The organism is Arthrobacter sp. U41 (assembly GCF_007679325.1).
In the GTDB taxonomy this organism is placed as follows: Bacteria; Actinomycetota; Actinomycetes; order Actinomycetales; family Micrococcaceae; genus Arthrobacter.
In genome coordinates, this window is sequence record NZ_VEGI01000003.1 from 1 (window position 1) to 19,554 (window position 19,554).

Genomic DNA, 19,554 nt, shown 5'->3' on the forward strand with positions numbered 1-19,554 from the left:
GCCTTGACGTGCTCGGTGGCGTCGGCGGCGGTTGCCTTGACGTTCTCCATGGCTTCCTGGGCCGGCTCCCGGAGCCCCTCGGCCACGTTCTTGGCGGCCTCGGTGAGTTCCGTGGTGAGCGGTTCGGCCGCGGTCTTCAGGGCATCCGCGGCTTCGCGTTCCTTCTGGCTGGCCGGGATCAGGGAGGACACCAGCAGGCCGGCGCCGAAGGCGATCAGGCCTGCCGCCAGCGGGTTGCCCTGTGTTTTGGTCTTGACCTGGGCCGGGGCGTCCCCGATCGCGGTACCGGCGTCGCTCAGGTGCGTCCCGGCGCTGCCGGCGGCCGAGTGCATGGTGCCCGCGGTGTGGTCGGCAGAGCCCGTGACCTTCTCCTTCACACCGAAGACGGCGTCCTTGACCTTGTCAGTTTGGCGCTGGACGATGTGGGACGGGGTGACCTTGTCCGCGACGGCATCGACGTTCGTGCCCAGCCGCGCGCGGGTTGCTTCAATATCTGCTCGGATGACATCCGGGTTTTCACTCATCGTGTTTCCTCGCTGAACTTAAGTAGTGGGCTTGAGGGTGGGCGGGATTTCCTGAAGCGTCTCGGCGGTCTGGGGCATGCCTTTGATCGCGTTGAGTTCCTTGCGGCCCATGGCCGCCAGGATGGCTGCGACGACTCCCCAGATGACGGCGACGACGACGGCGGACCAGCCGAGCCCCATGAGAGTCCCGAGCGCCCACCAGAGCGCCAGGGACAGGAACAGGAGAACGAAGTGGCCTGCGACGCCGGCGCCCGCCAGCATCCCCGCGCCCTTGCCGGCACGGGTCGCGGACTGCTTGAGCTCCACCTTCGCCAGCTCGACTTCCTGCCGCATCAGGGTGGACATGTCCCGCGTGACATCACCCAGCAGATCACCGAGGGAGGCCGTTTCGGCCTTGGCGTGGGCCGCGGTGTGAGGCATTTCGCTGGTCATCGACGGCCACCGTCAAACGGATCATCCCGGAAGGGATCGTCGCGGAGCGGGTCCGTCGCCACGGGTTCGGAGTCCCAGCGGTCCTGCCGGCTGCCGTTGCCGAGCGGGTCGGCGTCGAGCGGACTGGGCGGGTAGGTGTCCGCCAAGCCCGCCGTCGTGGTTTCCGGTGCCGGCATCTGAACGGGCGGCGGCGGAACGGCCATCCCGGTGTCAGGGACCCGGGTGGCGGTGGTAACGCCGGTGGCAGTGGGTTCCGGCGCTCCGGCGCTCAGGCTCCGGCTGAGGCGTCCAGCCAGGACGCCGGCGCCGGCCGCGAGCAGGAGGAAGGTGCCGGGCCGCTGGCGGGCAAAGGACTTCACCTCGGTCAGCAGGGACCCCGGATCGCGGCCATCGAGCCAGGAGGCCACAGCGGAAGACCGCTCGGCGGCCTGGCGCACCAGGTCGGTGGCCACGCCGGGCTCCGTGGAAGCGGAGGCCATGCTGTGAAGCTCGCTGGAAACGGAGCGCAGCCCTTCAGCGACCTTCTGCTGCTGCGTGCCGGCCTGGTCAGTCAGGTCGGACTTGGCCTGCTGCAGGAGATCCTTGGCGTTCGTCTTGACCTCGGCGGCGACGTTGGTGGCTTCCGTCTTGGCCGTCTCCGCGACGGTCTGAGCGGAATCAGCGGCCTGGCGTTTGACGTCTGCGGCCTCATCCTTGGCCACATCGGTCCTGGAGGTGGCGCCGTCGTTGAATGTGCCTGAGTCGCTGCCGTTGGGAACCGGAGGGAAGGTGGATTCCGGTCGGAGGGGCGTCTGCTGGGTGGCCGTAGGCGTGCGGAAGCTGCCGTCCTGGGGCCATTGGTTCTCTGTCATCTTCGCTCTCTTTCAAGATCGGCTGCTGATCACGAACCAGCAATAACTGGGGAACTAATAGTAAGCATGATTACTATCAAATAGTAAGCACCCTTGGTTTTAATTCTCAAGGGTTGCCGGGAAGTCGGACCCGCCTGGCCGCTGCGGATGGCGCCGCGGCCGGTGAACTAGGCTGGAAACATGAGCAAAACGGTGCGTGGCTGATGGCGAACCGGCGCAGGGCTGCCGGCCGGAACAGCACCGAAAGGACGGCCGGAGTGGTGGACGTGCCGAAGGGCGGCCGCCCCGAGGGGCCTGTGGAGGGCATCTACTACATCGATACCGGTGACTGCGAGCTCATCGCTGACCAGGACAACTCCAGCGGCTGGCTGCTGCGGATCAACGGCGTCATGAGTTCGCATATCGATCTGGCGGATCCGCTGTTCCTCGACTTTGAGTACATGCGCTGGATCGCGGCCCTGGTGGAGTCGCGCTGGCCCCGGGAACTGCGGCCGAAGATGCGCGCCCTGCACCTTGGCGGGGGAGCATGCTCACTGGCGCGCTACTTCCACGCCGCCTACCCCGATGCCCGGCAGGTGGTGGTGGAACTCGACGGCAAGCTGGCCGAGTACGTCCGCGGCTGGTTTGACCTGCCGAAGGCGCCCCTTATGCGCCTGCGGGTGGGGGAGGCGCGCGAGGTGACCGAAAGCCTGACGCCGCAGACCCGTGACCTGGTCATCCGCGATGTTTTTGCCGGCTCGCTCACTCCACGGCCGCTCACCACCAGGGAGTTCAACGAGCACGCGCGGCGCGTTCTGGCCCCCGGCGGGATCTACGTGGTGAATTCCGGCGATGCCCCGGACCTGAAGAACGCCCGCGAGGACGCCGCGACCATTGCCGAGACTTTCAAACACACCGTGATTATCGCCGACCCGGCGATGCTCAAGGGCCGGCGCTACGGGAACATGATCATGGCCGGGAGCGATGTCCCGTTTGACGATGACCCCGGCCTGGCGCGGCGCCTGCTGGGCGGCGCAGTGCCCGCGCACATCTGGAACGACGCCAAGGTGCGGGCCTTCGCCGCCGGCGCCCCGGTCCGCCATGACCCGAAAACTGTGGACCCGGCGTCGTCGATTGCTCCGTAACGGCCCTTTTGGCGCCCCAAAACGGCGCCTACGGAGCAGCCGATGAGCCGCCGCGGCCCATGAGCGCCTCGCGGTGGGCCTTTGTCTGCTCGCGGAGCGCCTGCACCACCGCTGCGACGGCGGGGCGGCGCATGGAGTCGGGCCGCAGGACCATCCAATACGGCAGCAGTTCGGCGAACTCGTCCGGCAGGAGCCGGACCAGGTCCGGGTGCAGGTCCGCCGCGAAGCACGGCAGGAACCCGATGCCGGCGCTGGCGCGCGTCGCCTCCACATGGACGAACACGTTGGTGGAACTCAGGCCGTCCCGCATGGTCGGGACCAGCCGGCGCGGGGCGTCCAGGTCGTCCACCTGAAGCATGGAATCGACAAAGTACACCAGCGAGTGGGTGGTCAGTTCCTCGATTGTTGTGGGAGTGCCGTACTCGGCAAGGTAGTCGCGGGAGGCGTACATGCCGAGCATGTACTCGCCGAGCCGGGCCGCCGCAGCCCGGTGCACCTGCGGTTCACCCACCACCACCTCGATATCCAGCCCGGAACGCTGCTGGAGCGCCCGCCGGGTGACAGTGATGATTTCGACGCTCAGCCCGGGGTGGTCGCGTCGAAGCCTGGCAACCGCGGGGGCCGCAATGTAGGCGCTGAAACCGTCCGTCGCGGTCATCCGGACGACGCCGGTGATGGGGTCCGGGGTCCGGCCGGGCTGTTCGAGGCTCCGGATCGCCGCTTCCACCTGCTCAGCCACCTTCACCGCCTCCGCGCCCAGGTCCGTCAGCTCCCAGCCGCCGGACGCGCGGGACAGCACCCGTCCGCCCAGAGCCTTCTCCAGCGCGGCAATCCGGCGCGACACCGTGGTGTGGTTCAGCCCCAGGGACTGCGCCGCCGTGGTGAACTTCGCGGAGCGGGAGACCGCCAGAAGTACAAGCAGGTCATCGGGGTTCGCATTCATATCTGCAATTCTGCACATAAGGGGTGCTTGTTTGACCATTGAATCGCCCACTTTGTGCGGCAATACTCAGTGAAGCTGCTCAGTGCTGTGCATCGCACTTCCTCTGGGCCGTTTAAGACCGCGAAACTTGAGGAGTGCAGACATGGAGAGCAGCTTGAACGGGCGCAAGGCCCTGGTCACCGGCGGAGCCGGCGGGATCGGCGCTGCCAGCGTCCGCGCCCTCGCAGCACGCGGCGCCAAAGTGGTGATCGCGGATGTGGATGAGGCCGCGGCCTCAGCCCTCGCCGACGAAGTCGGCGGCACCTCCTGGGCGGTCAACCTGCTCGACGTCGAGACCCTCCAAGCGGTGAGCCTGGACTGCGACATCCTCGTCAACAACGCCGGCATCCAGCGGATCAGCCCGATCGAGGACTTCGATCCGGCGGACTTCCGCCGCCTCATCACACTCATGCTGGAAGCGCCGTTCCTGCTCATCCGTGCCGCGCTGCCGCACATGTACGCCAACAACTTCGGCCGGATCATCAACCTGTCATCCGTGCACGGGCTCCGCGCCTCGCCGTTCAAGAGCGCCTACGTCTCGGCCAAGCACGGGCTCGAAGGCCTGAGCAAAGTCACGGCGCTGGAGGGCGGCGCGCACGGCGTTACCTCCAACTGCATTAACCCGGGCTACGTCCGGACGCCGCTGGTCGAGTCCCAGATCGCGGACCAGGCCAAGGTGCACGGGATTCCGGAGTCCGAAGTGCTCAGCAAGATCATGCTGACCGAGGCCGCCGTCAAGCGGCTCGTCGAACCGGAGGAGGTCGCTTCCCTTGTCGCCTGGCTGGCTTCCGACGACGCCGGAATGGTCACCGGTGCCAGCTACACCATGGACGGCGGCTGGTCCGCGCGGTAGCGGCCCGGCCCGCCGGCCGGGGCGTCGGTCAGTCCGTCGTCTTGTCGTCGGTCTGGTCGTTGGTTGAGTCGTTGGTTGCCGGTTCGGTGGCGCGGCGGATGTAGTCGTTGACGGCCTCTTCCGGCACCCGGAATGAACGGCCCACCCGCACGGCCGCTATCGCATGCGATTTCACCAGCCGGTAGACGGTCATTTTGGACACCCGCATTGCCGCAGCGACTTCCGCGATGGTCAGGAAGTGGGAGGAAACATTCGCTGCGCTCATGTCGTCCGGCCCGTCCACTAGTCAGGGAACCGTAGTTGGCGGTAATCGTAGAACAGGACGTCCTCCGGTGTGTTGCCGGCCGTCCGGAGCCCGACGAAGGGGGCTTCGATGACTGCCACTGTGCCGAGGTGGCGGCCGTTGAACGGATCGTCCCCGATAAGCACCTGTCCCACCCGGAACGGAATCCGTGATGACCTGGCGCGGCTCGACCACTTCGACAGGAGGACGGCCGCGCGGCCTCGTTGGCGTTGCGCCTGCGGAGATGCTGGGGCCATCGGAACCACTCCTTCGAAACGAGCGCCAATCGGTATATCGGCGGCTCCGGACCAGCTGCGTGTGCTCCCCAGCCGGTGTCCGCGGCCGGTCCGGTACCGCCGTGAAGCAACTGTAGCCCTGCGCCCCTTTCGTCACACGAGTAACTTCTACGCCCGTCGGACGGGGCACCACTTGGGGCCGTTGTCCCGACTACTTGCCGGGCTGGGGCTCCGCCGCGTTCCCTGCGAGGGCAAGAAATCCGCCCAGCCCGATCATCATGGCCCCGCCGGTGGTGCCCAGGGCGGCGATCCGCCGGGGCGAGCTGGCAAACCAGCGGCGCGCCGTACCGGCAATCAGCGCCCAGCCGCTGTCCGAGACCAGCGCGATGGTCAGGAAGAGTGCCCCCAGCGTCGCCAGCTGCGCCGGAATGGCGCCCGCGGAATAGTCCACAAACTGGGGCAGCATCACCCCCACCCCCAGGGCGACAGCGCCGATCTGCAGCAGTTCCCCGACGGCGTTGCCCAGCACGCCCGGCGTCCTTACCTTCCCGCCGGAACCTGCGGGAGCTGCGCGGTTTCGTCCACGAGCTCGGCCCGGGCCCGGCCGTGGCCGCGCACCCAAAGCCGGTACCCGATCACAAGCAGTCCGAGCCAGGCGGCACCCACATACAGTGCCACGCGCGTGTCCTCGAACGCCCCCAGAATCACGATGACGAGGGCCATGAACACGATCGTCGCCACCGACGCCGCGGGCCACCACGGCGAGGGGAACTCGGACGCCGGCAGCCCCTTGCGGGCGATCTCGCGCTTCATCGCCACGTGGGAAGCCAGGATCATCACCCAGACCCAGACGGTGGCGAAGGTTGCGATGGAAGCGATCAGCAGAAAGACGTTCTCCGGGATGACGGCGTTCAGAACCACACCCACCAGCAGGATGCCCGCCATCATCACCACGGTCATCCACGGCACGCCATGGCGGGAGACCTTGCCGAAGCTCGCGGGGGCATGCCCCTGCCGGGACAGTCCGAACAGGATCCGGCCTGCTCCGAAGATGTCGCTGTTGATCGCGGACAGTGCGGCGGTGATGACGACGGCGTTGAGGATGTGGGGCGCCGCCGGGATGCCCAGCCCGCTGAAGATCTGCACGAACGGGCTGCCGTTGGTGCCAATCTCATTCCAGGGGAAGAGGCTCATCAGGACACCGAGGGTCAGCACGTAGAAAAGCAGGACGCGCACCGGGACGGTGTTGACTGCCTTCGGGATGACCTTCTTCGGATCCGCGGCCTCGCCGGCCGTGATGCCCAGGGTTTCGATGCCGCCGAAGGCGAACATCACGACGGCAAACGAGGCCAAGAGGCCTGCGAAGCCGTTGGGGAACAGCCCGCCGTGGTCCACGAGGTTGCCCAGGCCGGGCGCTACCGTGGCGCCGCCGGCCTGGAAACCGAACACGATGATGGCGGCGCCGCCCGCGATCATGGCGATGATGGCCACCACCTTGATCAGCGAGAACCAGAACTCGAGTTCGCCGAAGACCTTGACGCTGAGCAGGTTCAGCGCCGCCAGGAAGAAGATGATCGCCAGGACCCAGATCCAGCGCTCCACCTCGGGGAACCAGAAGCCCATATAGATACTGAAAGCGGTGACGTCTGCGATGGCCACGATCGCCATCTCAAACACGTAGGTCCAGCCCGTCACGAAGCCTGCCAGCGGGCCGAGGTAGCGGCTGGCGTACTGGCCGAAGGAACCGGACACGGGGTGGCGTACTGCCATTTCACCCAGGGCCCGCATCACCATGAACACAGCGGCGCCGCCGATCATGTACGCCAGCAGCACGGCGGGGCCGGCCTTCTGGATGGCCGAGGCGGAACCGTAGAACAGCCCGGTGCCGATCGCCGAGCCCAGGGCCATAAATCGGATATGGCGGACGTTAAGTCCGCGGTTCAGGACAGATTCGACGGCGGCGCTGGCAGCGCTGCCGGCGGTGCCGCCCGGTCCCGGAGCAGGCGTTGGCTTGATGTCCGTGGTGGCTTGTTGCATGCGAATACCTTCTCGTCTTTGGGAGGGGGATCGCTATCCAGCAGACCATGTTGGCCGGAGCTGTGATGAGCCTCACGGGCAGACGGTGTCTTCGATTTCAGACATCCCGGCCGCCACCCGGCTGCACGTGCCGCGGATGCCACCTGGGCGGTGCAGTCGGCTACGGAGAACGCGATGTCCGGGATTCCAGACAATTCGGGGCGGTCGGGGCCGTCCGGGGGCCCGGTCCGGGCGCATGCTTAAGTACGGGATACCGGACACCGCGTCATTGAAGAGGAATCATGCCAGCCACCAGCATCACCCTGCCTTCCACCACAACGGCTCCCAAGGCCGCGCGGGCAAAGGTGGCCTCCAAGGTTCCGGCGGCGGAGAATACCCTGCGCATCCTGAAACTGCTGGCCTCCAAACGGGGGCCGATGGCGGCGTCGAACATTGCCACTGCGCTGGGGCTGCCGCGCTCCAGCGTGTACCACCTGCTCGGGGTGATGGAGGCCAACGGGTTCGTCCTCCATCTTCATGAGGAGCAGCGGTACGGGCTCGGGATCAGTGCCTTCGAGCTCAGCTCGGCCTATTCACGGCAGGAGCCGCTCTCCCGCCTGGGCCGGCCGATGCTCGCCTCGCTGGTGGACGTGATCGGCGAAAGCGCCCATCTGGCCGTGCTGCACGGCCGCGATGTGCTCTACATTGTGGAGGAGCGGGCGAAGAACCGGCCCTCCCTCGTGACCGACGTGGGGGTCCGGCTCCCCAGCCACCTCACCGCCAGCGGGCGGGCGATCCTCGCGGCGCTGCCGAAGTCGCAGGTCCGGGCGCTGTACCCGAACGCGGCGGCCTTCAGTGCCCGGCACGAGACCGAGTCGCCCATCATGAAGTACTCGGCCCTGTCCTCGCACCTGGACCAGGTCCGGCAGCGCGGCTATGCGACCGAACACGGTGAGGTGACGCCGGGCTTCGGCTCGATCGCCGCCGCCGTCACGGACCACGTCGGCTGGCCCACCGCCGCCGTCGCCGTGACCTTCCTCGAGGAGAAACTGCCGGCCGGGGAGTGGCCGGCCCTCGCCGCGCGGGTCCGGAAGGTCGCCGACGAACTCTCCGTCCGGATCCACGGCCGCCCCTCCGCCTGACCCCGTCCCGCACCCCCGTTGCGCTGTCACCCTTGGTGCCTATACCCCCGCTTTAGGCACCAAAAGTGATGGCGCAACACGGGGCGGGGAAGCGAACGCGAGTGTCTGGAATCCCGGACAGCACCGGTCCGCAGGCCCTGTTTCCGCGGCTGCGGACAGGCTTTAGTTGATACAGAACCCATATCGCCGATCCACCGGCACAGAACCATCAAGACACAAAGGAGCCCCTCATGGCACCCGCCGATTTCACCACCGGTGCCCGCCCGGTCAAAGCAGCCCGCGGTACCGAGCTCACCGCCAAGAGCTGGCAGACGGAAGCCCCGCTGCGCATGCTGATGAACAACCTGGACCCCGAGGTCGCCGAGCGCCCCGACGACCTGGTGGTCTACGGCGGCACCGGCCGCGCCGTCCGCTCCTGGGCCGCGTTCGACGCGATCACCCGCACCCTGGAAACCATGGAGAAGGACGAGACCCTGCTGGTCCAGTCCGGCAAACCGGTAGGCGTCTTCCGCACCAACGAGTGGGCGCCGCGCGTGCTGCTGGCCAACTCCAACCTCGTCGGCGACTGGGCCACCTGGCCCGAGTTCCGCCGGCTCGAGGCCGAGGGCCTGATGATGTACGGCCAGATGACCGCCGGATCCTGGATCTACATCGGCACCCAGGGCATCCTGCAGGGCACCTTCGAAACTTTCGCCGCGATCGCCCGCAAGCTCACCGGGGACGAGAACGGCACCCTCGCCGGGACCCTGACCCTCACCGGCGGCTGCGGCGGCATGGGCGGCGCGCAGCCGCTCGCCGTCACCCTGAACGACGGCGCCTGCCTGATCGTCGACGTCGACGAAAGCCACCTGCGCCGCCGCGCCGGCAAGCGCTACCTCGACGAGGTGGAGACCGACCTCGACGCCGCCATAGCCAAAGTCCTGAAGGCCAAGGAAGGGCGCCGGGGCTGGTCCGTGGGCTACGTCGGCAACGCCGCCACCGTCTTCCCCGAAATCCTGCGCCGCCACCACGCCGGCGAGCTCACGGTCGACATCGTCACGGACCAGACCTCCGCCCACGACCCCCTGAGCTACCTCCCCGAAGGCATCACGGTGGAGGAATGGCACCGCGAGGCCGCGGCCGACCCGGAGGGCTTCACCAAGAAGGCCCAGGCCTCGATGGCCAAGCACGTCCAGGCCATGGTCGAGTTCCAGGACGCCGGCGCCGAAGTGTTCGACTACGGCAACTCCATCCGCGACGAGGCCCGCAAGGGCGGCTACAACCGGGCCTTCGAATTCCCCGGCTTCGTCCCGGCCTACATCCGCCCGCTGTTCTGCGAGGGCCTCGGCCCGTTCCGCTGGGTGGCCCTCTCCGGCGACCCCGAGGACATTGCGGTCACGGATGCGGCCATTAAAGACCTGTTCCCCGAGAACAAGCACCTGCACCGCTGGATTGACGCCGCGCAGGAACGGGTGGAGTTCGAAGGCCTGCCGGCCCGCATCTGCTGGCTGGGCTACGGCGACCGCGCCAAGGCCGGCCTGCTGTTCAACCAGCTCGTCAAGGAGGGCAAGGTCAAGGCGCCCATCGTGATCGGCCGCGACCACCTGGACTCAGGATCCGTCGCCTCGCCGTACCGCGAGACCGAGGCCATGGCCGACGGCTCGGACGCGGTGGCCGACTGGCCGCTGCTCAACGCCCTGCTCAACACTGCCTCCGGCGCCACGTGGGTGTCCATCCACCATGGCGGCGGCGTCGGCATCGGCCGTTCCATCCACGCCGGCCAGGTCTCGGTGGCGGACGGTACCGACCTCGCCGCGCAGAAGCTCGAACGCCTCCTCACTAACGACCCCGGCATGGGCGTCATCCGCCACGTCGACGCCGGCTACGACCGCGCCGTCGAGGTCGCCAAAGAACGCGGCGTCCGCATCCCCATGTCCGCACGGGCCCCGGAATCCCGCTAACCCAGGCCCCATCACCACGTCGATTGCTCCGTAAACGCCGTTTTGAGCCTTGAAAAGGGCCGATACGGAGCAATCGATGAGGAAACCCGGCTCAACCATCAGATTTAGGTAGATTTCAATGACTGTTACGACCCACGAACCGCTCACCGTTACCCTCGGCTCCAGCGGTGTCACCCCCGAAGACGTCGTCGCCGTCGCCCGCCACGACGCCAAGGTGACCATCGCGCAGGACGCCCTCGAGGCCGTCGCCAAGGTCCGGGCCCACATCGACGACCTCGCCCACAGCGAGGTCCCGGCGTACGGCATCTCCACCGGCTTCGGGGCGCTGGCCAACCGGCACATCCCCAACGACCTGCGCACCCAGCTGCAGAAGTCGCTCATCCGCAGCCACGCCGCCGGCATGGGTTCCGCTGTGGAACGCGAAGTGGTCCGGGGCATCATGTTCCTGCGCGCCAAGACCCTCGCCTCCGGCCGCACCGGCGTCCGCCCCGTGGTCCTGCAGACCATGGTGGACGTCCTCAACGCCGGCATCACCCCGGTGGTCCGCGAATTCGGCTCCCTCGGCTGCTCCGGCGACCTCGCCCCGCTGTCCCACTGCGCCCTGGTCCTGATGGGCGAGGGCGAAGCGGCGGGGCCCGACGGCGTGACGTACGGCGGGCGGGACGAGGAACCCGTCGCCGCACTGCTCGCCGCGCACGGGATCGAACCCGTCACCCTGGCCGAGAAGGAGGGCCTGGCGCTGGTCAACGGCACCGAGGGCATGCTGGGCATGCTGCTGATGGCCATCGCGGACATCCGCCAGCTGCTCACGACGGCGGACATCACCGCCGCGCTCAGCGTCGAGGCGCTGCTCGGAACCGACCAGGTGTTCCTTCCCGAGCTGCACGCCGCGCTCCGCCCGCACCCGGGCCAGGCGGCCTCCGCGGACAACATGCTGCGGGTCCTCTCCAATTCCCCGATCGTGGCTTCCCACCGGGTCAACGACACCAAGGTCCAGGACGCCTACTCCCTGCGCTGCGCACCCCAGGTGGCCGGGGCCGTCCGTGACACCGTGGACCACGCCGCCATGGTCGCCTCCCGCGAACTGGCGGCAGCGATCGACAACCCGGTGGTCCTGCCGGACGGCCGTGTCAGCTCCAACGGCAACTTCCATGGCGCCCCCGTGGCCTACGTGCTGGACTTCCTGGCCATCGCCGTGGCGGACCTGAGCTCCATCGCCGAGCGCCGCACCGACCGGATGCTGGACCCGGCCCGCTCGCACGGGCTGCCGGCGTTCCTGGCCGCCGACCCCGGGGTCGACTCCGGCCTCATGATCGCGCAGTACACCCAGGCGGGTCTCGTCTCGGACAACAAACGGCTTGCCGTCCCGGCATCAGTGGACTCCATCCCGAGTTCCGCGATGCAGGAGGACCATGTGTCGATGGGCTGGCACGCGGCCCGCAAGCTGCGCCGCGCCGTGGAGAACCTGCGCCGGGTCCTGGCGATCGAACTCGTCACCTCAGCGAGGGCGCTCGATATCCGCACCCAGCTCTCCGGCGGCGAACTGGTGCCGGGTCCGGCGGGAGCCGCGGTGATCGCGGCGCTGCGCGGCGTCGTCGACGGTCCGGGAACGGACAGGTTCCTCTCCCCGGAGCTGGAGGCGGCCGACGTCCTGGTCGCGTCGGGCAAGGTCAGGGCAGCGGCCGAATCCGCCGTCGGAAATCTCGCCTGAGGGAAAACAAAATGCGGTTCCGGTGAACAATTCCCGGCGCCCCCGAAATACTGGGCAACACGGTCAGCGGGGGCGCGGGAACTGTAGTACAAATGGAAAGTCACACCAACGAAGTTGTGACGAAGAACATATACAAAGGGGTAGAAGTTCAATGAAAGCACGCGGGACGGTAATGTCCAGGCGCCTGGCCTCGGCCACGGCGGTTTCCGACTGGCGGAGCCTCAAGGCCGGCGATCGGATCGAAATCCTCAAGCATGCACAGGTTCTGGCGGCCGGTGAGGTCGAAGAAGTCTCACTGAGCGGCAATGTTCTCTGGCTGGTCCCGGCGGAATCGTCCGGCGCGGAGAACGGGCTTTTCCTGAAGTCCGACGGCGTGGAGGTGCGGCGCAGCTAGCCGCGCACGGTTTTCGCGCTGCACGCGCGTATTGTGGTGAAGGGGCGCCGTTCCGAAGGGACGGTGCCCTATTCATCCCCGGGCATCGGGGTCCCGGCAGGAGGCATACGCAGTGTTCGAGGCGCCCAGCATTGTTTTCGCCGCGGCAGGCCTGGCCGTGTTCGCCGCCGCCCTATTGCCCAAGCTGCTGCGCAACGCTCCGTTGTCGATGCCGATGGTCTTCCTGGCCGCCGGAATGCTGGCCTTTTCCTTCATCCCGGAGCTGCCGGACCCGGATCCCCTGCAATACGGGGAGTTCACCACGCACCTGACGGAAATCTGCGTCATCATCTCGTTGATGGGCGCCGGCCTTGCGCTCGACCGCCCTGTGGGACGACGCACCTGGTCCACCACCTGGCGGATGCTGGGGGTGGCCATGCCGATCTGCATTATCGCCCTGACACTCCTGGGGCTCTGGGTGCTGGGGCTGGGGCTTGGAGCGGCGCTGCTGGTCGCAGCCGCGCTCGCCCCCACCGACCCCGTGCTGGCCTCTGAAGTGCAGGTGGGCGAACCCGCCGACGACGAGGACGAAACCGAGCGCGGCGAAGACGAAATCCGGTTCGGCCTCACCTCCGAGGCAGGCCTGAATGACGGGCTGGCCTTCCCCTTTGTCTACCTGGCCATTGCCATCAGCCTGTTCGGTCCTGCGCCGTCCGGGTGGTTTGTCCCCTGGTTCTTCACCGATGTCCTGTGGCGGATCGGCATGGGCCTGCTGGTCGGCTGGCTGGCAGGGAAAGCGTTGAGCCGGCTGTTCTTCTCTGCCCGTGACAGCGTCCGGCTGTCCAGCCACTCCGAGGGCTTTGTGGCGCTGGCAGCGACGTTCCTCGCCTACGGGATGACCGAAATGCTGGAAGGTTACGGGTTCATCGCCGTCTTTGTATGCGCCGTGACCATCCGGGCCGCGGAACGCACGCACGGCTTCCACCGCGTCATGCACTCCTACGTCGAGCAGCTCGAACGTCTCATGACGGTGGTCATTCTGGTGCTGCTGGGAGGCGCGATAGCCCGGGGCCTGCTCGCCGGCATTGGCTGGCCGGAGATCCTGGTGGCGCTGGCGTTCCTGCTGCTCGTCCGTCCGCTCGCCGGCTGGATCGGCCTGGCCCGGGGCAAGACCGGTCCGCGGGAACGGATTGCCATTGCCTTTTTCGGCATCCGCGGCATCGGCTCGCTGTACTATCTCGCGTACGCGCTCAGCAAAGGTGACTTCAACGCCCAAGCAGAGGAACTGTGGGCGTTCATCGGCCTGGTGGTGGCAATGTCCATCGTGCTGCACGGGGCCACCACTGCTCCCGTCATGAACCGGCTGGACCGGCTCCGCGAACGGAAGGCCGTGCAGCAGCACGGCGACGAGGGCAAGGCGCCGAAAACACCCATCTGACGTTGTGCCGTTGCTGCCCCGGCTACCCCAGCAGCGTATTAATCAGCCGGGCGGCGACCCTGGCGGTCCGGCCGTCGACGTCGAACTCCGGGTTCAGCTCGGCCACATCCAGGTGCAGGAGCTTCCCGCTCGCGGCCACCTGGCGGCAGACGGCGCTGATGACCGGCAGCGGCACGCCGAACGCGGCGGGCGCGCTCACCCCGGGGGCCACCGAGGCCGGCAGCACGTCCAAATCGATGGTCAGGTACAGGGCGTCCACCTGCGCCAGGAATGCCGCCACAAACGTGTGCGCGGCCTCCGCCGAGCAGTCCTCGTCCAGCAGGTAGTCCACGCCAAGTTCCGCGGCGGTGCGGAACAGCGCCCGGGTGTTGTTCGGCTCGGAGATCCCGACGACGGCGTACTGCAGTTCGCGGCCCGCGGCGGCTTCCGCGCGGGCCATCTGCAGGAACGGGGTGCCGGAACTGGGCCGGGACTCATCGCGGAGGTCGAAGTGGGCGTCCAGGTTCAGCACGCCCACGCGCAGGCCCTCACGGACCGCCGCCGAGCCGGCCACGCCCAGGTAACCCGCGAACGCGGTCTCGTGGCCGCCGCCCAGCACAACGGGCAGCTGGCCGGCGTCGAGCAGGGTGCTGATCGCCAGCCCGGCACGCGCCTGCCCGGCTTCCAGGGCGTCCCCGGCCACAGTGACGTCGCCGGCGTCGTGCAGGTCCCGGCCCAGGTGGAACGCGAGGGGCCCGAGGGCGGCGCGGATGGCGGCCGGGGCTGCGGCGGCGCCCGGGCGGCCCTTGTTACGGCGCACCCCGGCGTCGCTGCCGAAGCCGAGAATGACAGCCGGGCGGGAGGCGCCGGGCCGGGCCGAGGGCGCGCCGGGGCCAACGAAGGAGGGCGCGGTGGGGGAGTGGGAGCGGTGCGGGGCGTACGGGCTGACCGCCTGCCACCAGCGGCGGTGATCGGGGCCGTCGCCGTCGAACCGTCCAGTCCAGGGCTGCGGCGGGACATCAACGGCGGGAGCGGAGGAAACCATGCCCCTAGCTCACCGCAGCCAGGGTCGGAAAACCAGCCGCGCCGCCGTCGCGCTGTCCGAAATCCCGGAAACTGTCCTTGAAACGCCGCCGAGGTGAGACTTCGCGCCCATGGTTTGGGCGCGAAGTCTCACCTCGGCGAAGAATGGGGTTAGTTCATCCCCAGGGCGGCCTCGATCGGGCCGATCGCGAAGAACAGCAGGAACGCCGCGGCCACGGCCCACATCAGCGGGTGCACTTCGCGTGCGCGGCCCTGGAAGGTGCGGATCAGGACGAAGGTGATGAAGCCGGCACCCAGGCCGTTGGCGATTGAGTACGTGAACGGCATCAGCGTGAAGGTCAGGAACGCCGGGATCGCGATGCCCAGGTCCTGCCAGTCGATCTTGCCGACCTGGGAGACCATCATGAAGCCGACGATGACGAGCGCCGGGGCCACTGCCTCGAACGGCACGAGGTTGATCAACGGGGTGAAGAACATGGCCACCAGGAACAGCAGGCCCGTGACGATGGAGGCCAGCCCGGTCCGGGCGCCCTCCCCGATGCCGGCGCCGGACTCGACGTAGATCTGGTTCGAGGAGACGGAGGCCCCGCCACCGACGATCGCGCCGAGCGCGTCCACCTGCAGTACGCGGTCTACGTTGGGGATGTTGCCGTCCTTGTCAATGCTGCCGGCCTCGGTGGCCAGGCCCACCATGGTGCCCATGGCGTCGAAGAAGATGCTCAGCAGGATCACGAACGCCAGCAGGGTCGCGGCCACAAAGCCCAGGTGCTCGAAGGCGCCGAACGGGTTGGCCTGGCCGATCAGCGACAGGTCCGGTGCCGCCCATTCGGAGAACGCCGGGGCCACCAGCGACCAGCCTTGCGGGTTGTACGTTTTACCGTCGAAGCTGGGGCCGATGTGCAGCGTGAATTCCAGGATCACGGACAGGATGGTCGAGGCGACGATGCCGATCAGGATCGCGCCTTTGACCTTGCGGACCACGAGGGCGATGGTGAGGATCAGGCCGAAGACAAAGACGAGCGTGGGCCAGCCCGTCAGCTTGCCGTCGAAGCCCAGGCCGACCGGAACGGTGGTGCCGGCGACATCCGGGATGCGGCGGACAAAGCCGGCGTTCACGAGCCCGATCAGGGCGATGAACAGGCCGATGCCGACCACGATCGCCGTCTTCAGTCCCTCCGGCACCGCCTTGAAGACGGCGGTCCGGAAACCGGTGAGGACCAGGATCAGCATGGTGATGCCGGAGAGCATCACCAGGCCCATCATGTCCGGCCAGGTCAGGCCGGGGTTGGTGGCCACCGTCACGGCGACGAAGGCGTTGACGCCGAGGCCGGTCGCCATCGCGAAGGGGTGCTTGGCCCATGCGCCCATCAGGATGGTCAGGATGCCGGCCACGAACGCGGTGACAGCGGCGACGGCGGGAAAGCCGAGGGTGGCGCCGGTGGAATCCGGGCCGGAGAGGATGAGCGGGTTCAGCACCACGATGTAGCTCATGGCGAAGAACGTGGCGAAGCCTCCCCGGATTTCCCGCGAGATGTTCGACCCCCGTTCGGATATCTTGAAATACCGGTCGAGTGCGGAGCCCTGCTTGAGCATTAGGTCTTGCATTAGTCCTCCGGGGGTGATGGGTGTTACCTCAAGCTTATTGGGCGTCCGGCGGCCATCCGTGCGTTTTCGCCTAGTCTGTAAGGAAGACAACACTAGGAGCAGCACTTCCATGCGCCTCATCCGACAGCTTTTGACTGCCCTCCTGGGCGCCGCGATCTTCGCCGCCGCCCTGCTGGGTGCCGTTGCCCCGGCCTCGGCCCACGACGCCGCCGAGTCCACCAGCCCGGCCACCGGCACCACCGTGGCAACGCCGCCGGAGACGGTGTCGGTCACGTTCAACAAGAACCCGCTCGCGCTCGGTTCGCAGATGCTGGTGAACGATGCCGCCGGCACCAATTGGGCCGACGGCGCGGTGGAGATCGTGGACAACGTCGCCTCGCAGAAGCTCAAGCCGGGGGCTCCGGCCGGGACCTACACCGTGGTGTGGCGGGTGGTCAGCTCGGACTCGCACCCGATCGAGGGCACCTTCACGTTCACTGCCACCGCAGCAGCCGCGGGCTCGACGGCGGCCGCCGCGGTTCCCACCATGGGAACCGCCCAGCCGGGCACCACGCAGGAGCCGGCCGCGCCGGCCGACTCCTCCGAGCCTTTCCCGTGGAGCATTGTCATCTTCGTTGGCACGGCGATCGGCATTGTCATCGCCTTGGGCGTGATGGCCAGGCGCCGCCTCGCGGCCCGCGAGGACTCCGACGGCGAGGACTCCGACGGCGAGGACTCCGACCGCGTTTCCGACAGCGGTAACCCGGACAGCCGCTCCCACAACGGCGCGGGCCGCGCAGGCGACACCGGGAAGTAGCGCAGCCTAAGCCGGTGCGGCGAGGGCATATCCCCCGGGCAGGACGGCGGGGAAGCCGTCGGGGTAGACCTTGGCGGAAATCGCCTGGCCCACCACCTTGGCCTGGCGCAGCACTTCCTTCGGTGTCGGGGTGATGAGTTCGCCCACGCCCACGAGGTACATTCCGAGGGCGTGCATGGCCGCCATCAGGTTGTGGCCCGCGGCCATACCGAGTTCCGAGAGCATCCGGCGCAGCTGACTGTGGGCGCAACGGGTTAGGACGAGGTGGTCCGCCAGGAGGACGCCGCCCGGCGTGCGGACCGCCCACTGCTGGGTGGGTCCGGTGGTGCCGGCGTCGAGGTGGTCCAGCTGCAGGGCTCTGATGTTGTTCCGCACGTCCAGTTTGTGGCTGGTGGCGTAGTTGCGCAGGTGCCGGAGGATCTCGTTGCGTTCCCGCAGGCTGGCGGCGTCAGCCGCATCGCAGCGCTGCAGTGACGAGGTGTTGGCGGGTTGCCCGGCGCCCAGCAGGTCGAGGCCGTCCACAATGATGGAGTCCACGCCGCGCCGCTGCAGTTCGCTGGCGACCGCCAGGCCGGACAGCCCGGTGCCGATCACGACGGCGGCGGTTCGTTCGATACCCCCGGACATTGGCATGCTCGACACTGCAGGGCCCTCCTCGAATGGTGCAAGTCGCGGGGCCGATGCCCCGGACGCGTTCTGAAACACGAGTCTCGGTTCAGCAACGCCTCGAAGAATACCCAACATTTCCCGCCTTGGATAGAGCAGATGGAACATTGGCGGGTCCCGGCATTTCCGGGCTTTCCGGACGGGTCAGCCGGCCCGAATCCGCGGGTATTCAGGACCTAGGGATGCCGTATAAACACTGCGTAAAACCTGGGTGAAGCCCACCCTCCCGGCGGCGTCCGCTCCGCTTGCTTGTTCCCAGCAATCCGAGAATAGTTGGGAAGATCAGGGGTTCGACCCCGCAGATTCTTCGGGCGCATCGCCGTTGGACGGTACACCCGGACGCGTCTGGCAGAATAGCCGCAACATCAGGCAAGAATCGCGAGGAGGCGGACCCCATGGGCCGAGAACAGGTGAATCCGGATCCGGCAGGGGAAGTCCCCGGCGGGTCCGCGGCTCCCCGTGGGATCGTGGTCGGCGTCGACGGTTCAGACCACAGCAAGTGCGCCCTGGTGTGGGCCGCGCGCGAAGCCGAGCGCCGGCGTCGTCCGCTGCACATCGTGACCGCCTACTCAGTGCCGATCTTCGCAGCATCCGGGCTCGACGGCGGGTACGCCACCGTGGATGATTCGGTCATCCGGGAGGGCGCGGAGGCCATCCTGCAGCAGGCGGTGCACAAGGTCGCCGGGTACCTGATTGACGTTGACGCCTCCGTCGAGAACGGCGATGCCTCCGGAGTCCTGCTGGAAATGTCCGAAACCGCCGAGCTGCTGGTCTTCGGCACCCGGGGCCGGGGCGGATTCGTCGGCCGGCTGCTGGGCTCCGTTAGCAGCGCCCTGCCCGCGCACGCCAAATGCCCCACGGTCACCGTGCCCCTGATCTGCTCGGACCGCCTGGGCGAAACCACCGACGACAAGCACGTCCTGGCGGAGCGCGCGAAGTCCGGGCACGTGCCGGTCGAAAACGTTGTGGTGGTGGGCGTCGACGGCTCCGAGCAGGCCCGTGTGGCGGTGCTGGAGGCGGCGGCGCAGGCCGAGCGGCTCTCGGCGCCGCTGCGGGTGGTGTGCGCCGTTCCGCAGTACAGCGGGTCGCTGGCCTGGGTGCCTGCGCCGATGGACCGTGATGCGCTCTTCGCCGACATCAGGGACCAGCTCCAGGCCGGCAGCGCGTGGATCAGGAGCCATTATCCCCACCTCACAGTGGAGACCCAGCTGGTGGACGGATCGCCCGTGGACATCCTCGTCGAGGCCAGCAGGCATGTGGAACTGGTGGTTGTCGGCACCCGCGGACGCGGCGGGTTCACCGGGATGCTGCTCGGGTCCACTTCGGACGGCATCCTGCACCACGCGAAGGGTCCCGTCATGGTGGTCCCGGACCGGGAAGATCCACGGCTGGCGGACCGGGTGAACTTCGGCCCCATCCTGGGTGACTCGTAACCCGGACTGGACCCGGCCCAGACCCGGACCAGGGCGGGCGTTGACGGGAGGGCGCGCTCCTGCCCGGCGCGGTCGAGTGACGCTGCATGTCTTCGCTTAGCTTCCCCTCCGGGAGTGGGCTTCAGC

At 67.9% G+C, this 19,554-nt stretch carries 20 protein-coding genes; 9 read left to right on the forward strand and 11 right to left on the reverse strand.

The window, feature by feature from the left end; translation table 11 throughout:
• From FS787_RS11305 to FS787_RS11315, 3 genes are all read right to left on the reverse strand, one after another.
• On the reverse strand, positions 1-524 hold a 524-nt coding region (locus tag FS787_RS11305; protein ID WP_144672540.1), incomplete at its 3' end, for a DUF3618 domain-containing protein.
• A gap of 18 nt (positions 525-542) precedes the next feature.
• Complete coding sequence (locus FS787_RS11310) at positions 543-956, reverse strand: phage holin family protein (protein WP_186329176.1); 414 nt, start codon at positions 954-956, stop codon at positions 543-545.
• On the reverse strand, positions 953-1,807 hold the full coding sequence (locus FS787_RS11315; RefSeq protein ID WP_144672541.1) for an ATP synthase F0 subunit B: 855 nt from the start codon (positions 1,805-1,807) through the stop codon (positions 953-955). Before FS787_RS11315 ends, FS787_RS11310 begins: the two co-directional genes overlap by 4 nt.
• A gap of 203 nt (positions 1,808-2,010) precedes the next feature.
• On the opposite strand from FS787_RS11315, the gene FS787_RS11320 reads away from it, so the two are divergent.
• Positions 2,011-2,931, forward strand: a complete 921-nt coding sequence (locus FS787_RS11320) for a spermidine synthase (protein ID WP_144672542.1) — start codon at positions 2,011-2,013, stop codon at positions 2,929-2,931.
• A 28-nt stretch (positions 2,932-2,959) separates the two neighbouring features.
• Here the strand turns inward: FS787_RS11320 and FS787_RS11325 are convergent, their stop codons facing one another.
• The gene (locus FS787_RS11325) at positions 2,960-3,874 is read right to left on the reverse strand and encodes a LysR family transcriptional regulator (RefSeq protein WP_144672543.1); all 915 of its coding nucleotides are present in this window, start codon (positions 3,872-3,874) and stop codon (positions 2,960-2,962) included.
• 142 nt (positions 3,875-4,016) lie between these two features.
• Between FS787_RS11325 and FS787_RS11330 the strand changes: the two genes are divergently transcribed.
• Positions 4,017-4,766 (forward strand): 3-hydroxybutyrate dehydrogenase, encoded by a 750-nt coding sequence (locus FS787_RS11330; RefSeq protein ID WP_144672544.1) that lies wholly within the window; start codon positions 4,017-4,019, stop codon positions 4,764-4,766.
• A 28-nt stretch (positions 4,767-4,794) separates the two neighbouring features.
• Here FS787_RS11330 and FS787_RS11335 read toward each other — a convergent pair whose 3' ends face one another.
• From FS787_RS11335 to FS787_RS11350, 4 genes are all read right to left on the reverse strand, one after another.
• Entirely contained in the window at positions 4,795-5,031 is a 237-nt protein-coding gene (locus FS787_RS11335; RefSeq protein ID WP_144672545.1) for a helix-turn-helix domain-containing protein, read from the reverse strand.
• A gap of 17 nt (positions 5,032-5,048) precedes the next feature.
• Positions 5,049-5,306: a hypothetical protein gene (locus FS787_RS11340; RefSeq protein WP_144672546.1), complete on the reverse strand. Its 258-nt coding sequence runs from the start codon at positions 5,304-5,306 to the stop codon at positions 5,049-5,051.
• A 190-nt stretch (positions 5,307-5,496) separates the two neighbouring features.
• Entirely contained in the window at positions 5,497-5,814 is a 318-nt protein-coding gene (locus tag FS787_RS11345) for a hypothetical protein (RefSeq protein ID WP_260982515.1), read from the reverse strand.
• A gap of 11 nt (positions 5,815-5,825) precedes the next feature.
• Positions 5,826-7,322, reverse strand: a complete 1,497-nt coding sequence (locus FS787_RS11350; RefSeq protein WP_260982516.1) for an amino acid permease — start codon at positions 7,320-7,322, stop codon at positions 5,826-5,828.
• A gap of 281 nt (positions 7,323-7,603) precedes the next feature.
• Here FS787_RS11350 and FS787_RS11355 point away from each other — a divergent pair, with 281 nt between their 5' ends.
• The 5 genes from FS787_RS11355 to FS787_RS11375 all read left to right on the forward strand — a co-directional run bounded on the left by FS787_RS11355 (position 7,604) and on the right by FS787_RS11375 (position 13,905).
• Entirely contained in the window at positions 7,604-8,443 is an 840-nt protein-coding gene (locus tag FS787_RS11355) for an IclR family transcriptional regulator (protein ID WP_260982517.1), read from the forward strand.
• Positions 8,444-8,673: 230 nt separating this feature from the next.
• The gene (locus tag FS787_RS11360) at positions 8,674-10,383 is read left to right on the forward strand and encodes a urocanate hydratase (RefSeq protein ID WP_144672547.1); all 1,710 of its coding nucleotides are present in this window, start codon (positions 8,674-8,676) and stop codon (positions 10,381-10,383) included.
• Between the two features lie 118 nt (positions 10,384-10,501).
• Complete coding sequence (gene hutH / locus FS787_RS11365; protein WP_144672548.1) at positions 10,502-12,094, forward strand: histidine ammonia-lyase; 1,593 nt, start codon at positions 10,502-10,504, stop codon at positions 12,092-12,094.
• A gap of 151 nt (positions 12,095-12,245) precedes the next feature.
• On the forward strand, positions 12,246-12,488 hold the full coding sequence (locus FS787_RS11370) for a hypothetical protein (RefSeq protein WP_144672549.1): 243 nt from the start codon (positions 12,246-12,248) through the stop codon (positions 12,486-12,488).
• Between the two features lie 112 nt (positions 12,489-12,600).
• Positions 12,601-13,905: a sodium:proton antiporter gene (locus tag FS787_RS11375; protein WP_144672550.1), complete on the forward strand. Its 1,305-nt coding sequence runs from the start codon at positions 12,601-12,603 to the stop codon at positions 13,903-13,905.
• 22 nt (positions 13,906-13,927) lie between these two features.
• Here FS787_RS11375 and hutG read toward each other — a convergent pair whose 3' ends face one another.
• Together hutG and FS787_RS11385 are read right to left on the reverse strand one after the other, a co-directional pair.
• Positions 13,928-14,929: a formimidoylglutamase gene (hutG, locus tag FS787_RS11380; protein ID WP_144672551.1), complete on the reverse strand. Its 1,002-nt coding sequence runs from the start codon at positions 14,927-14,929 to the stop codon at positions 13,928-13,930.
• A 149-nt stretch (positions 14,930-15,078) separates the two neighbouring features.
• Entirely contained in the window at positions 15,079-16,521 is a 1,443-nt protein-coding gene (locus tag FS787_RS11385) for an NCS2 family permease (RefSeq protein ID WP_144672797.1), read from the reverse strand.
• Between the two features lie 121 nt (positions 16,522-16,642).
• On the opposite strand from FS787_RS11385, the gene FS787_RS11390 reads away from it, so the two are divergent.
• Positions 16,643-17,329 carry a copper resistance CopC family protein gene (locus FS787_RS11390; protein ID WP_144672552.1) on the forward strand — a complete coding sequence of 229 codons (687 nt, stop codon included), beginning with the start codon at positions 16,643-16,645 and terminating at the stop codon, positions 17,327-17,329.
• A gap of 6 nt (positions 17,330-17,335) precedes the next feature.
• On the opposite strand, the gene FS787_RS11395 is transcribed toward FS787_RS11390, so the two are convergent.
• On the reverse strand, positions 17,336-17,962 hold the full coding sequence (locus FS787_RS11395) for an FAD-binding protein (RefSeq protein WP_186329187.1): 627 nt from the start codon (positions 17,960-17,962) through the stop codon (positions 17,336-17,338).
• 428 nt (positions 17,963-18,390) lie between these two features.
• Here FS787_RS11395 and FS787_RS11400 point away from each other — a divergent pair, with 428 nt between their 5' ends.
• Positions 18,391-19,428 (forward strand): universal stress protein, encoded by a 1,038-nt coding sequence (locus FS787_RS11400; RefSeq protein WP_144672553.1) that lies wholly within the window; start codon positions 18,391-18,393, stop codon positions 19,426-19,428.
• Positions 19,429-19,554 lie beyond the last annotated feature (126 nt).